Annotated in this window: 1 protein-coding gene; it reads right to left on the reverse strand. The window is 77.4% G+C overall.

Annotated elements, in window-relative coordinates:
* A partial coding sequence (locus tag AW271_RS42680) for a type I polyketide synthase (RefSeq protein WP_062342604.1) occupies positions 1-14,787 on the reverse strand: 14,787 nt, incomplete at its 3' end.
* Between the last annotated feature and the right edge of the window lie 47 nt (positions 14,788-14,834).

Genomic DNA, 14,834 nt, shown 5'->3' on the forward strand with positions numbered 1-14,834 from the left:
GGTCAGCGAGGCGGCCAGCATGCTCAGGCGGTCGCCGGCGGTGCCGTCGGGCGGCAGGTCGGCCAGCACCAGGCGGCCGGGGTGCCGCGACTGGGCCGAGCGCACCAGCCCCCGGGCGGCGGCCGCGGCCGGGTCGGGCGCGGGCCCGCCGGGGCCGGTGGCGACCGCGCCCTTCGTGACCAGCACCAGGCGGGCGGCGGCCAGCGGTTCGAGCGCCGTCCACTGACCGACCAGGGCGGCGGCCTCCTCCTCGGTCGCCAGGCCGGCGACGGCGAACTGCGGGACCAGCTCGCCCGCCCGCACGGCGGCGGCCAGGGCGGCCAGGTCGGCGTGGCCGGCCACGGTCGCGCCGACCGCGCGCAGCCCGTCGCCCAGCCCGGCGGCGTCGTTCCCGATCACCGCCCACGGTCCGGCGACCGCGACGGTGGGGTCGGGTATCGGGGCCCAGGTGAGGCCGAACAGGGCGTCGCGCAGGTTGTTGCCCGCGATCCTCAGCCGGGCGGCCGTCACGGGCCGCCGTACCAGCGTGTCGACCGACACGACGGGCGCGCCGGTGCCGTCGGCGGCGGTCAGCGACCAGCCGTCGGCGCCGCGACGGAGCCGGACCCGCAGCGCGGCCGCGCCCGGCGCGTGCACCGACAACCCGGTCCACGAGTACGGCAACCAGGTGCCCTCGCCGGTCTCGCCGTGGTCGGGGAAGAGCGTGGTGGCCCGGAAGGCGGCGTCGAGCAGGGCGGGGTGCACGCCGAACGCCCTGGCCCCGGGGGCGGTGCGGTCGGGCAGCGCCACTTCGGCGACGACGTCGTCCCCGTGCCGCCAGGCGGCGCGCAGGCCGGGGTCGTCGACGGCGATCGGCTCCGCGCCGGCCGGCGGCCAGACGAGGAACTCCCCGGCCGGCCCGGCCGCGCGAGCCGGGGTGAGGGCGCCGCTCGCGTGCCACGTCCACGACCGGTCGTCGCCGCCTTCCCGGCGGGCGTAGATCTGGACCGTGCGCCGGTCGTCCACAGGAGCGCCGACGGTGATCTGGACCTGGGTCGGCCGGTCGGGGTCGAGCACCAGCGGGGCGGTCAGGGTGAGCTTCTCGACGTGCGGGCAGCCGGCCTGGTGGCCGGCCACGACGGCGAGTTCGGCGAGGGCCGTGCCGGGCAGGACCGTCATCCCGGCGACGGTGTGATCGGCGAGCCAGGGTTGCGCGGCGACCGACAACCGGCCGGTGACGACCAGGCCCTCGCCCTCGGCGAGTTCGACGCTGGCCCCGAGCAGCGGGTGGCCGACCGAGCCGAGCCCGGCCGAGGTGACGTCCCCGCTTCCGGAGACGATCGGCTCGGGCCAGAACCGGTGGGAGACGAACGCGTAGGTGGGCAGGTCGACCCGCCCTGCCGGGGCCAGCACGGCGGTCCAGTCGACGTCGACGCCGCGCACGTGCGCCTCGGCCAGGGAGGCCAGCGCGCGGGCGGGGCCGCCGTCGTCGCGGCGCAGCGTCCCGGTGACCACCGCGCCGTCGACGGTCTCCGCGACGGGGCCGGTCAGCACCGGATGGGCGGACGTCTCGACGAACGTGCCGAAACCGGCCCGGCCCAGCGTCTCGACGGCGCGGGAGAACTCCACGGGGGCGCGGAGGCTGGCGTACCAGTAGGCGGCGTCCAGTTCGGGGCCCTGGAGGAACTCGCCGGTCATCGCCGACACCATCGGGATCCGGCCCGGCCGGGGGGCCACGCCCGCCAGCAGGCCGAGGATCTCCTCCCGCAGCTCCTCGACCTGGGGGCCGTGGGAGGCGTAGTCGACGGGCAGCAGGCGGGCCCGCACGCCGTCGCGTTCGCAGGCGGCCAGCAGTGCGGCCAGGGCCTTGGGGTCGCCGGAGACGACGGTGGCGGCGGGACCGTTCACCGCGGCGACCGCGACGGGCTCGGCCGGCCGCTTGCGGCCGCGCTTCTTGGGCGCCGGCGTCTCCAACCGGGCGCGCACCGCCGCGACCGGTTCGGCGATCGAGAGCATGCCGCCGCGTCCGGACAACGCGGTCAGCGCCCTGCTGCGCAGCGCCACGACCCTGGCGGCGTCCTCCAGCGACAGGATCCCGGCGACGACCGCCGCCGCGATCTCGCCCTGGCTGTGGCCGACGACCGCGTCGGGCCGCACCCCGGCGGCCTCCCAGAAGGCGGCCAGCGACACCATCACCGCCCACAACGCGGGCTGCACCACGTCGACCCGGCCGAGGTCCAGGTCGTCGTCCAATGACCAGTCGACATAGGGCGCGAGGGCCGCGTCGCACTCGGCCAGCCGGGCCGCGAAGACCGGGCTGCTCTCCCGCAACTCCCGGCCCATGCCGATCCACTGCGAACCCTGGCCGGGGAAGACGAAGGCCACCTTCCCGGCCGTGCCGCCCGCCGGGACCCGGCCGGAGACGAGCCCGGCGGCGGGTTGCCCCCCGGCCAGCGCGGTCAGGGCGGCGGACAGGTCGTCGCGGCTCGCGCCGACGGCCACCGCGCGGTACTCGAAGACCGAGCGGCCGGTGACCAGCGACCAGGCGACGTCGGCGGGGTGCAGGTCGGGGCGGTCCGCCGCGAACCCGGCGAGCCGGCCGGCCTGGGCGGCCAGCCCGGCGCGGGTGCGGCCCGACACCGGCCACGCGGTCACGGGGCCCGTGACGACCGGGAGCGGCGCGGCGACCGTCTCCTCCCGGGGCGTCGGGGCGGGGGCCTCCTCCATGAGGACGTGCACGTTGGTGCCGCTGATGCCGAACGACGACACCCCGGCCCGGCGGGTACGCCCGTTCGCCGGCCAGGGCCGCGCCTCGGCCAGCAGCCGGACGTCGCCCTCGGTCCAGTCGACGTGGGGGGACGGGTTCTCGGCGTACAGGGACCGGGGCAGTTCGCCGTGCCGCAGGGCCAGCACCATCTTGATCACGCTGGCCACGCCGGCGGCGCACTGGGTGTGCCCGATGTTGGTCTTCACCGAGCCGAGCCAGAGCGGCCGCCCCTCCGGGCGGTCCTGACCGTAGGCGGCCATGAGGGCCTGGGCCTCGATGGGGTCGCCCAGTTCGGTGCCGGTGCCGTGCGCCTCGACCACGTCGACGTCGGACGGGGACAGACGGGCGTTGGCGAGCGCGGCCCGGATGACGCGCTGCTGGGAGGGGCCGTTGGGCGCGGTCAGGCCGTTGGACGCGCCGTCCTGGTTCATGGCGCTGCCGCGGATCACGGCCAGCACGGGGTGGCCGTGCCGCTGGGCGTCGGAGAGCCGCTCGACCACCAGCATGCCGACGCCCTCGGACATGCCCATGCCGTCGGCGGTGTCGGAGAACGCCTTGCAGCGGCCGTCGTGGGCGAGGGCCTGCTGCTGGGAGAAGCTGACCAGGCCGCCCGGCGTCGCCATGATCGTGGCGCCGCCGGCCAGCGCCATCGAGCACTCCCCCGCCCGCAGCGCGGCGACGGCGACGTGCAGCGCCACCAGCGACGACGAGCAGGCGGTGTCGATCGTGACGGCGGGGCCCTCGAGTCCCAGCGTGTACGACACGCGTCCCGACATCACGCTCGCGGCCGTGCCGGTCATCATGTGCCCGGCCAGTTCGATGGGCAGCCCCGCGCCGTACCCGGAGAACGCGGCCCCGATGTAGACGCCGGTGGCCGAGCCGCGCAGGGTGGCCGGGTCGAGCCCGGCCCGCTCGATCGCCTCCCACGATGTCTCCAGGAGCAACCGCTGCTGCGGGTCCATGGTGAGCGCCTCGCGCGGGCTGATGCCGAAGAAGTCGTGGTCGAAGTCGGCCGCGCCGCCGATGAAGCCGCCCTGGCCGGTGCTGGTGCCGGCGGTGTCCCAGCCCCGGTCGCCGGGCAGCGGCGAGATGGCGTCGACGCCGCCGGCCAGCAGGTCCCAGAACCCTTCGGGGTCCCGCACGTCGCCCGGGAACCGGCAGCTCATGGCCACGATCGCGATCGGCTCCCCGGCCGAAGCGGCCACGGCGGGGACGGCCGCCACGGGGGCGTGCTCGCCCAGCAGCCGGACCCGGACGAGCTCGGCGAGGGCCGCCGACGAGGGGTGGTCGAACACCACGGTGGCCGGTAGCCGAAGGCCGGTGGCGGCCGACAGCCGGTTGCGCAGTTCGACCGAGGTCAGCGAGTCGAACCCGAGTTCGCGGAAGGCCCGGCGGGGTTCGACGGCGTCGGGCGAGGCGTGCCCGAGCACGGCGGCGGCGTGGCCCCTGACGAGGTCGAGGAGCAGCCGGTCGCGGTCGGGTGCGGGCAGCGCGGCGAGCCGGGCACGCAGCGCCTCTCCGGTCGATCCGCCCGCGGCGGCGTGCGCCATCGGCGGCCGGGCCGGGCCGCCCGCGAGGCTCCGCCAGAGCGGCGCGAGGTCGGCGCCCGCCATCGCCTGCGCCCGGATCCCGGCGACGTCGAGCCGGGCCGGGACGAGCAGGGCGTCGTCGCGGGTGCGGGCCAGGTCGAGCAGGCCGAGCCCTTCGTCGGCGGTGAGGGCGGCGACGCCGCCCTGGCGGATGCGGTCGACGGCCTGGGCGCTGAGGCCGCCGGTCATGGTGCTGGCCTCGGCCCACAGGCCCCAGGCCAGGGAGACGGCGGGCAGCCCGGCGGCGCGGCGGTGCGCGGCCAGCGCGTCGAGGAAGGCGTTGGCGGCGGCGTAGTTGCCCTGCCCGGCGGCGCCGAAGGTGGCGGCCCCGGCCGAGAACAGGACGAAGGCGTCGAGGTCGAGGCCCTCGGTGAGCTCGTGCAGGTGCCAGGCGGCGTCGGCCTTGGGCCGCAGCACGGCGTCGATCCGGGCGGGGGTCAGCGACTCGACCACGCCGTCGTCGAGCACGCCGGCGGTGTGCACGACGCCGGTCAGCGGTTCCCCGTCGATCAGCGCGGCCAGCGCGGCCCGGTCGGCGGCGTCACCGGCGGCGACGCGCACCCCGAGCCCGGCCGTGGCCAGGTCGGCGGCCAGCGCGGCGGCGCCCGGGGCGGCCGGTCCCGACCGGCTCGTCAGCAGCACCCCGGCGGCCCGTCCGGTGGCGGCCAGGCGGCGGGCGACCAGGCCGCCCAGGGTGCCGGTGCCGCCGGTGACCAGGACGGTGCCGGGCTCGCGGACGGGCGGCACGGTCAGCACGATCTTGCCGACGTGCCGGGCCTGGCTCATGAACCGGAACGCCTCGGGCGCGCGGCGCACGTCCCAGACCCGCATGGGGAGCATCGGCAGCGTGCCCGACCGGAGCAGGGCGGTGGCGTCGGCCAGGATCTCGGTGAGGCGCTCGGGGGCGGCCTCGCCGGTGACGAAGGCCCGGTAGTCGACGCCGGGGTGGTCGCGGGCGACCTCGGCGGGGTCGCGGACGTCGGTCTTGCCCATCTCCAGGAACGTGCCGCCGCGCGGCAGCAGCCGGAGCGAGGCGTCGGTCATCTCCCCGGCCAGGGCGTTCAGGACGACGTCCACGCCCTCGCCGCCGGTCGCGGCCAGGAAGGCGGCCTCGAAGTCGGCCGTGCGGGAGGAGGCGATGTGATCGTCGGCCAGGCCCATGGCGCGCAGCGCGGGCCACTTGGCGGGGCTCGCGGTGGCGTAGACGTCCAGGCCCAGGTGCCGGGCGACGGCGACCGCGGCGGTGCCGACGCCGCCGGCGGCGGCGTGCACGAGCAGGCGCTGCCCGGGGCGGACGGCGGCCAGGTCGGCCAGCGCGTACCAGGCGGTCGAGTGGGCGATCGGCACGGTGGCGGCCTCGGCGAACGACCACTCCGGCGGCATCGCGGTGAGCATCCGGGCGTCGGCGACGGTGAGCGGGCCCGCCGCGCCGGAGGCCATGCCCAGCACCCGGTCCCCGGCGCGGAGCCGGGTCACGCCGGGGCCGGTCTCGGTGACGACGCCGGCGATCTCGGTGCCGACGAGCGCGTCCACCGGATACATGCCGAGCGCGATCAGGACGTCGCGGAAGTTCAGGCCGACGGCGCGGACGGCGACCCGGACCTGCCCGTCCGCCAGCGGGGCGGCCGCCTCCGGGGCGGGCACCAGGGCCAGGCCGTCGAGGGTGCCCTTCTCGGGGGCGTCCAGCCGCCACGGGCCGGTCGCGGGCGGCGTCAGGGGCGGGGCGGCCGAGCGCACGAGCCGGCGTCCGAGCGCGGTGTCGGCGCGGACGGCGAGTTCCGGTTCGCCCGAGCCCAGCGCGGCGGCGAGCACGCCGGCGCCGTCACCGGTCGCGGGCAGGTCGGCCAGCACGATCCGGCCGGGGTGCTCCGACTGCGCGGAGCGCACCAGCCCCCAGACGGCGGCGGCGGCCGGGTCGGCCACCGGCGCGCCGGGTTCGGTGGCGACGGCGGCGCGGGTGACGAGCACCAGGCGGGAGGGCGTGTCGAGGGCGAGCCACCGGTGCAGCAGCCCGAGCACGTCGGCGGTGCGCCGCCGCGCCGCAGTCGCCGGGTCGCCGTCGCCGGTCCCGTCGACCGCGGCGAAGACCAGCTCGGGAAGGGTCGCACCGAGGTCGCTCAGGTCGGCATGGGCGTCGGCGCCGAGACCGGCGGCCAGCCCGAAGGGGTCGGGGCCGATGACGGCGCACGTCCCGGCGGCCGGTGCGGCGGGCACCGGCGTCCATTCGACGGCGAACAGGGCGTCGTCGAGCGTGGTCCGGAGGGCTCCGGTGGCCACCGGGCGCAGCACCAGCGAGTCGGCGCTGACCACGGGCGCGCCGGTGGGGTCGGCCGCGTCCAGGGCGATCCCGCCGTCGGCGGCCCGCCGGAGGCGGACCCGCAGCCGGGTCGCGCCGGCCGCGTGCAGCGACAACCCGGTCCAGGCGAAGGGCAGCACGACCTCCTGGCCGCCGCCCGGCAGCCCGCCCTCGACCAGACCGGCGGCGTGCAGGGACGCGTCGAGCAGGGCGGGGTGCAGGCCGAACGCGGCCGCGTCGTCGGCGGCGTCGCCGGGCAGGGCGACCTCGGCGAAGACGTCGGAGCCGCGCCGCCAGGCCGCGCGCAGGCCGCGGAACGTCGGCCCGAACCCGTAGCCGCCCTCGGCCTGGGCCTCGTAGCGGCCGGTCAGGTCGACCGCCTCGGCGCCCTCGGGCGGCCAGACCGCGAGGTCGGCGGTGTCGGCGGGCGCGGCGGCCGGGGCGAGCAGGCCGGCGGCGTGCCGGGTCCAGTCGCCGTCGCCGTCCTCGGCGCGGCCGTACACCTCGATCGTGCGGTGGCCGCGCTCGTCCGGCGCGCCCACGGTGACCTGGACGCGGACCGCGCGGTCGGCGGGCAGGGCGAGCGGCGCGGCCAGGGTCAGCTCCTCCACGCGGGGGCAGCCGGCCTGGTATCCGGCCCGGACGGCGAGCTCCACGAACGCGGTCCCGGGCAGCAGCACGGTCCCGGCGATCGTGTGGTCGGCCAGCCAGGGCTGGGAGCGCAGCGAGAGGCGTCCGGTGAAGACCAGGCCGTGGCCGCCGGCCAGGTCGACGGCCGCCCCGAGGAAGGGGTGGCCGACCGCGCCCAGGCCCAGGGCGTCGGCCCCTGCTCCGGTGTGGGCGGCCGGGCGGGGCCAGTAGCGCTGCCGCTGGAAGGCGTAGGTGGGCAGGTCGACGCGCTGCCCGGCGGGCAGCACGGCGGGCCAGTCGACCGCGCCGCCCCGCACGTGCACCTCGGCGAGGGAGGTCAGCAGACGGGCGGGGCCGCCGTCGTCGCGGCGGAGTGTGCCGGTGACGATCGCGCCGTCGAGGGTGTCGGCGATGGGGCCGGTCAGCACCGGGTGCGGGGAGACCTCGACGAACACGCCGTGACCGTCGCGGCCAAGCCGCTCGACGCCCTCGGCGAACCGCACGGTGGCGCGCAGGCTCGCGTACCAGTACTCGGGGCCCGCCTGCGTCCCGTCGAGGTAGTCGCCGGTCATCCCGGAGACCATCGGGATCAGCGCCGGGCCGGGGGTGATGCCGTCCAGGGCCGTCAGGATCTCGTCCCGGATCGCCTCGACCTGGGGGCCGTGCGGGGCGTAGTCCATCGGCACGAACCGGGTCCGCACCCCGTCGCGCTCGCACTCCTCGGCCAGCGCCCGGAGGTCGTCGACCGCGCCGGAGACGGTGACCGCCTCGGGGCCGTTGACCGTGGCGACGGCGAGGGCCTTGTGCCCGTCCAGCCGGGCCTCGACGTCGTCGAGGGAGGCGACGATCGAGAGCACGCCGCCCTGACCGGCGATGGCCCTCATGGCCAGGGCGCGGCGGGCGACCACCTTCGCGCCGTCGGCCAGCGACAACACCCCCGCCACGGTGGCCGCCGCGATCTCCCCCTGGCTGTGCCCGATGACCGCGTCGGGTCGCACACCCGCCGCCTCCCAGACGGCCGCCAGCGACACCATCACCGCCCACAACGCCGGATGCACCACGTCGATGCGCGACAGGTCGGGATCCATGAGGTCCCAGTCGACGTGCGGGGCCAGCGCCTCGGCGCACTCGGCCAGCCGGGCCGCGAACACCGGGCTCGACTGCGCCAGCTCACGCCCCATCCCGGCCCACTGGCCGCCCTGACCGGGGAAGACGAACACGACCGGCCCGGCGGTCCCGGCCGTGCCGGTGACGACGGCGGGCGAGGGCGTGCCGGACGCGAGCGCGCCGAGCGCGGCCAGGAGGTCGTCGCGGGTGTCGCCGCGCACCACGGCGCGGTGTTCGAGCGAGGTGCGGGTGGTGGCCAGCGACCAGCCGGCGTCGACCGGGTCGAGGCCGGGGTCCGCGCCGAGGTGGCCGGCCAGCCTGCGGGCCTGTTCGGCCAGCCCGGCGGGCGTGTGGCCGGACACGAGCCAGGCCGGGGTCCCGCCGCCGAGAAGGCCGGGCTCACCGGCCCGGTTCGCCTCGGGGCTCGGGGGCTCCTCCAGGATCACGTGCGCGTTGGTGCCGCTGATGCCGAACGACGACACGGCGGCGCGGCGCGGACGGGCGTCCTCTGCGGCGGGCCACGGCGCGGCCTCGTGCAGCAGGCGGACGTGCCCGGCCGTCCAGTCGACGTGCGGGGTCGGCACGCCGGCGTGCAGGGTGGCGGGCACCAGGTCGTGCCGGAAGGCGAGCACCATCTTCATCACCCCGGCCGCGCCGGCGGCCTGCTGGGCGTGGCCGATGTTCGACTTCACCGAGCCGAGCAGCAGCGGCCGGTCGGCCGGCCGGTCCTGCCCGTACGTCGCGAGGATCGCCTGCGCCTCGATCGGGTCGCCGAGCGCGGTGCCGGTGCCGTGGGCCTCGATCACGTCGACGTCGCCCGGCCGCAGCCCGGCCGACGCCAGCGCGGCCCGGATCACCCGCTGCTGCGAGGGGCCGTTCGGGGCGGACAACCCGTTGGAGGCGCCGTCCTGGTTGACCGCGCTCCCGGCCACCACCGCGAGCACGGGGTGGCCGTGGCGGCGGGCGTCGGAGAGCCGTTCGAGCACGAACGTGCCGACGCCCTCCGAGAGGCTCATGCCGTCGGCGTCGGCCGAGAACGCCTTGCAGCGGGCGTCGGCGGCCAGCGCGCCCTGCTGGGAGAAGCCGATGAACTCGGTCGGGTCGGTGATCACCATGACGCCGGAGGCCAGGGCCAGATCGCACTCGCCGCCGCGCAGCGCCTGCGCGGCCAGATGGAGGGCGACCAGCGCCGAGGAGCAGGCCGTGTCGACCGTGACCGCCGGGCCTTCGAGCCCGAGGGTGTACGACACCCGGCCGGAGATCACGCTGGTCAGGTTGCCGATCATCAGATGGCCTTCGGAGCCCTGCACACCCGTCCCGAACCCGGCCACGCCGGCGTAGCCCGACGACGACGCGCCGGTGAAGACGCCGGTGAGCGAGCCGCGCAGGCCCGCCGGGTCGATGCCCGACCGCTCCAGCGCCTCCCACGAGGTCTCCAGCAGCAGCCGCTGCTGCGGGTCCATGCCCAGCGCCTCGCGCGGGCTGATCCGGAAGAAGCCCGGGTCGAAGTCGGCCATGCCGGTGATGAAGCCGCCTTCGGGGGTGTACGACGGCCCGCCCGGCCCCGGCTCCCACCCCCGGTCCGCGGGGAACGGCGAGATGGCGTCGCCGCCCGAGGCCAGCAGGTCCCACAACGCCTCGGGGGCGTCGGCGCCGCCGGGGAACCGGCAGCCCATCCCGACGATCACCACCGGGTCGGCCGACGACACCGGGGTCACCCGGGACGCGTCGGGCGTCAGGACCGCCGAACCGGTCATCTGGTCGAGGATGCGCCGGGCCAGCACGACCGGGGACGGGTAGTCGAACACCACGGTCGAGGGCAGCCGCAGGCCGGTGGCCTCGTTCAGCCGGGTGCGCAGCTCGACCGCCGTCAGCGAGTCGAAGCCCATGTCCCGGAAGGCGCGGGTGGCCTGGACGTCGTCCATCGAGCCGTGCCCAAGGACGGCGGCGGCGTGCCCGCGCACGAGTTCGGTCACGATCCGCTCGCGCCGGGCCGGGGTGACCTCCAGCAGGCTCGCCAGCAGCCCGGCGGCCTCGCCCGACACCGCGACGGCCATGGTCTCGGCGACGGCCTGGCGGGCCTCGGGGATCTCGTCGAGCAGCCGCCACGACCGGGCCGCGTTGAACACGGCCGAGAAGACGGGCCAGTCGACGTCGGCGACGGCCAGCGTGGTCTCGTCGGCGGCCAGCACCCGGCCGAGCGCCGTCAGCGCGCGGTCGGGGCCGAGCAGGCGCAGGCCCTGCCGCCGCAGCCGGTCGGGCACGAGGCTGCGCGGCAACCATTCGGCGTGGCCCGGCTCGCCCGGCGCCGGCGCGGGGGTCTCGGCGAACCGGCCGCCCGAGTCCCAGACGCCCCAGGCGACGGACGTCGCGGGCAGGCCGCGCGAGCGGCGGTTCTCGGCCAGCGCGTCGAGGTAGGCGTTGGCGGCGGCGTAGGAGCCGTGGTCCCGCACGCCCCAGGTGGCGGTGATCGAGGAGAACAACACGAACGCGTCGAGGTCGAGACCGGCGGTGAGTTCGTCGAGGTGGGCGGCCCCGGCAACCTTCGCGCTGGAGGCGAGGGCCAGCTCGGCGACGTCGGTCGCCGTCAGCGGGGTGAGCTCGACGGCCACCGCCGCGTGGATCACGGCCTTCAGCGGCGGGGCCACCTCGGGGATCCAGCGCAGCAGCCCGGCCACGTTGTCGCGGTCGGCGACGTCGCATCCGGCCATGGTCACGGCGGTGCCGTTCTCGGCCATCGCCGCCGCCAGGGTGGCGGCTCCGGGTGTCAGCGCGCCCCTGCGGCTGGCCAGCACCGCGTGCGGCACGCCGCTCTCGGCCAGCCAGGCGGCCAGGTCGGGGCCGATCGCGCCGCTCGCGCCGGTCAGCAGCACGCTGCCGTCGGTCGTCCAGGGCCGGCCGGCGGCGGGGGCGGCCGACCGGACCAGCCGCCGGGCCTTGACGCCACCGGGCCTGATCGCGACCTGGTCCTCCCCGCATCCGGCCAGCACGGCGGCGAGCCGGTCGGCGTCCCGCTCCGTTAAGACCCCCGGGACGTCGACCAGGCCGCCCCAGCGGTCGGGGTGCTCCAGGCCGGCGACCCGGCCGAGCCCCCAGACCTGCGCCTGGACGGGGCTGGTCAGCACCTCGCCGGGCCCGGCCGCGACCGCGCCCCGGGTGAGCAGCCAGAGCGGGGCCGTGATCCCGGCGTCGCCGAGCGCCTGCACCAGCGCGAGCGTGCCGGCCAGACCGGCCGCCACCACCGGGTGGGCGGCCAGCGGCGCCTCGTCGAGCGCCAGCAGCGAGAGCACCCCGGCGACCGGCCCCACCGTCGTGATCTTCTGGACGAAGGTCTCGCGGTCGGCCTCGCCGGCGGTGACCCGCAGGGTCACGACGCCGGTGCCCCGGGCCTCCAGGGCGCGCGTGATCGCGGGGTCGACCGGTTCGCCGCCGGGGGCCACGACCAGCCAGGTCCCCGGCAGCGCGGCGGGCGCGGGATCGGCGACCGGCGCCCAGGCCACCCGGTAGGACCAGTCGGCCACCGCCGACCGGTCGCGTTCGCGCCGCCGCCAGGAGGCCATCGCCGGGACGACGTCGCTGAACGGCCAGCCGCCCTCGACCGCGAGCGCGTCGGACAGGCCGGTCACGTCGTCGGCCTCGACGGCGGCCCAGAACCGCGCCTCCCCCTCGGACACCGGGCCGGCCGGCGCGGGGGCGGCGGCCGGGGCGGGCTTCGGCCAGTAGTGCCGCCGCTGGAACGCGTAGGTCGGCAGTTCGACGCGCTCGCCCTCGGTCAGCACCGCCGCCCAGTCGACCGGGACGCCGCGCACGTACACCTCGGCCAGGGAGGCGAGCACGCGGGCGGGCCCGCCGTCGTCGCGGCGCAACGTGCCGGACACGACGGGCGCGGCCGGGGCGTCGGTCTCCAGGGTGGCGGTGACGGCGGCGGTCAGGACGGGATGCGGGGACACCTCGACGAACGCGCCGTACTCGGCCCGGCCCAGCACCTCCACGGCGCGGGCGAACTCGACGGGGGCGCGCAGGCTCGCGTACCAGTAGGCGGCGTCGAGCTCGGGGCCATCCAGGTGGGCGCCGGTCATCGCCGACACCATCGGCAGGCGGGCCGGGCGCGGGGCGAGACCGTCGAGCAGGCTCAGCACCTCGTCGCGGATGGCCTCTACCTGGGGGCCGTGGGAGGCGTAGTCGACGGGCAGCATCCGGGCCCGCACGCCGTCGCGTGCACAGTCGGCCAGCAGCGCGGCCAGCGCCGACGGGGTCCCGGAGACGACGGTGGCCGCAGGCCCGTTCACGGCGGCGATCTCGGCCCGGTCGCCCGCCAGCGCCCTGACCCGGTCGGCCGGCGCGGCGATCGAGACCATGCCGCCCTTGCCCGACAACGCGGTCAGCGCCTTGCTGCGCAGCGCCACGACCCTGGCGGCGTCCTCCAGCGACAGGATCCCGGCCACGACCGCCGCGGCGATCTCCCCCTGCGAGTGACCGACCACCGCGTCCGGCCGCACCCCGGCGGCCTCCCAGAACGCCGCCAGCGACACCATCACCGCCCACAACGCGGGCTGCACCACGTCGACCCGGCCGAGGTCCAGGTCGTCGTCGAGCGACCAGTCGACGTAGGGGGCCAGGGCCGCGCCGCACTCGGCCATCCGCGCCGCGAAGACCGGGCTGCTCTCCCGCAACTCCCGGCCCATGCCGATCCACTGCGAACCCTGGCCGGGGAAGACGAAGACGACCCGGGGAGAGCCGTCGGCGACGCCGGTCACGACCGACGCCGAGGGGGCCGGGGCGGCCAGCGCCGCCACCCCGGCGGCCAGTTCGTCGCGGGCGCGGCCGAGCACGACGGCCCGGTGGCCGAGGGCGGGGCGGGTGGTGGCCAGCGACCAGGCCAGGTCGGCCGGCGCGGTCCCGGGCCGGGCGGCGAGGTGGGCGGACAACCGGGCCGCCTGGGCCCGCAGGCCCTCGGCGGTGTGGCCGGAGACCGTCCAGGCCGCCGTGTCGGTCAGCAGGAGCGGGACGGCCGGTTCGCCGGTCTCGTCGGGCTCCTCGTCGGCGGCGGCCGGGGCCTCCTCGATGATGACGTGGGCGTTGGTGCCGCTGATGCCGAAGGCGGAGACGCCCGCGCGGCGGGGCGTGCCGTTCGCCTCCCACGGCACCGGCTCGGTGAGCAGCCGGACGTGCCCCGCCGTCCAGTCGACGTGCGGGGAGGGCTTCTCGGCGTGCAGGGTGCGCGGCAGCAGTCCGTGCCGCATGGCCAGGATCATCTTGATGACGCCCGCGATGCCGGCGGCGGCCTGGGTGTGGCCGATGTTCGACTTCACCGAGCCGAGCCAGAGCGGCCGCTCGCGGTCCTGGCCGTAGGTGGCCAGGATCGCCTGCGCCTCGATCGGGTCGCCGAGGACGGTGCCGGTGCCGTGCGCCTCGACGGCGTCCACCTCGGCGGCCGACAGGCGCGCCCCGGCGAGCGCGGCCCGGATGACCCGCTGCTGGGAGGGGCCGTTCGGCGCGGTCAGCCCGTTGGACGCGCCGTCCTGGTTGACCGCGCTGCCCCGGACCACGGCCAGCACCCGGTGGCCCTTGCGGCGCGCGTCCGAGAGCCGCTCGACGACGACCATGCCGGCGCCCTCGCCCCAGCCGGTGCCGTCGGCGCCCTCTCCGAACGCCTTGCAGCGCCCGTCGAAGGCGAGGCCGCCCTGCCGCGAGAACTCCGCGAACGTGCCCGGCTCGGCCATCACGGTCACGCCGCCGGCCAGGGCGAGCGTGCACTCCCCCGACCGCAGCGCCTGGACGGCCAGGTGCAGGGCCACCAGCGACGACGAACAGGCCGTGTCGACGGTCACCGCGGGACCTTCGAGCCCGAGCGTGTACGCCACCCGCCCGGAGATCACGCTGGTCGCGTTGCCGGTGACCACGTAGCCCTCGGCGTCCGTGGCGGGCACCGCCGCGCCGTAGGCCGAGAACCCCGCCCCGGCGAACACCCCGGTCGCGGAGCCGCGCAGCGAGCCGGGGTCGATGCCGGCCTGCTCCAGGGCCTCCCACGAGGTCTCCAGCAGCACCCGCTGCTGCGGGTCCATGGCCAGGGCCTCGCGCGGGCTGATGCCGAAGAAGCCCGCGTCGAAGCCCGGCGCGTCGTAGACGAACCCGCCCTGGCGGGTGGTGGAGACCTCGGAGCCGGGACCGGCGCCGTAGACGCCCTCGGCGTCCCAGCCCCGGTCGACCGGGAAGCCCGAGATCGTGTCCACGCCGCCCGCGAGCACCTGCCAGAACCCGTCGAGGTCCCCGGCGCCGCCGGGGAACCGGCAGCCGACGCCGACGACGGCCACCGGTTCCTGGTCACGATCCTCCAGTTCCCGCACCCGGCGGCGGGCCTTGCGCAGATCGGCTCCGGCCCGCTTCAGGTAGTCGAGAAATTTGGCTTCGTTTTCCATGGAAACGGCTCCTCGCGCGTCGTCCCCGGCGTCGGCCCGGACCCTCG

The organism is Herbidospora sakaeratensis, from assembly GCF_001570525.1.
GTDB classification, from domain to species: domain Bacteria; phylum Actinomycetota; class Actinomycetes; order Streptosporangiales; family Streptosporangiaceae; genus Herbidospora; species Herbidospora sakaeratensis.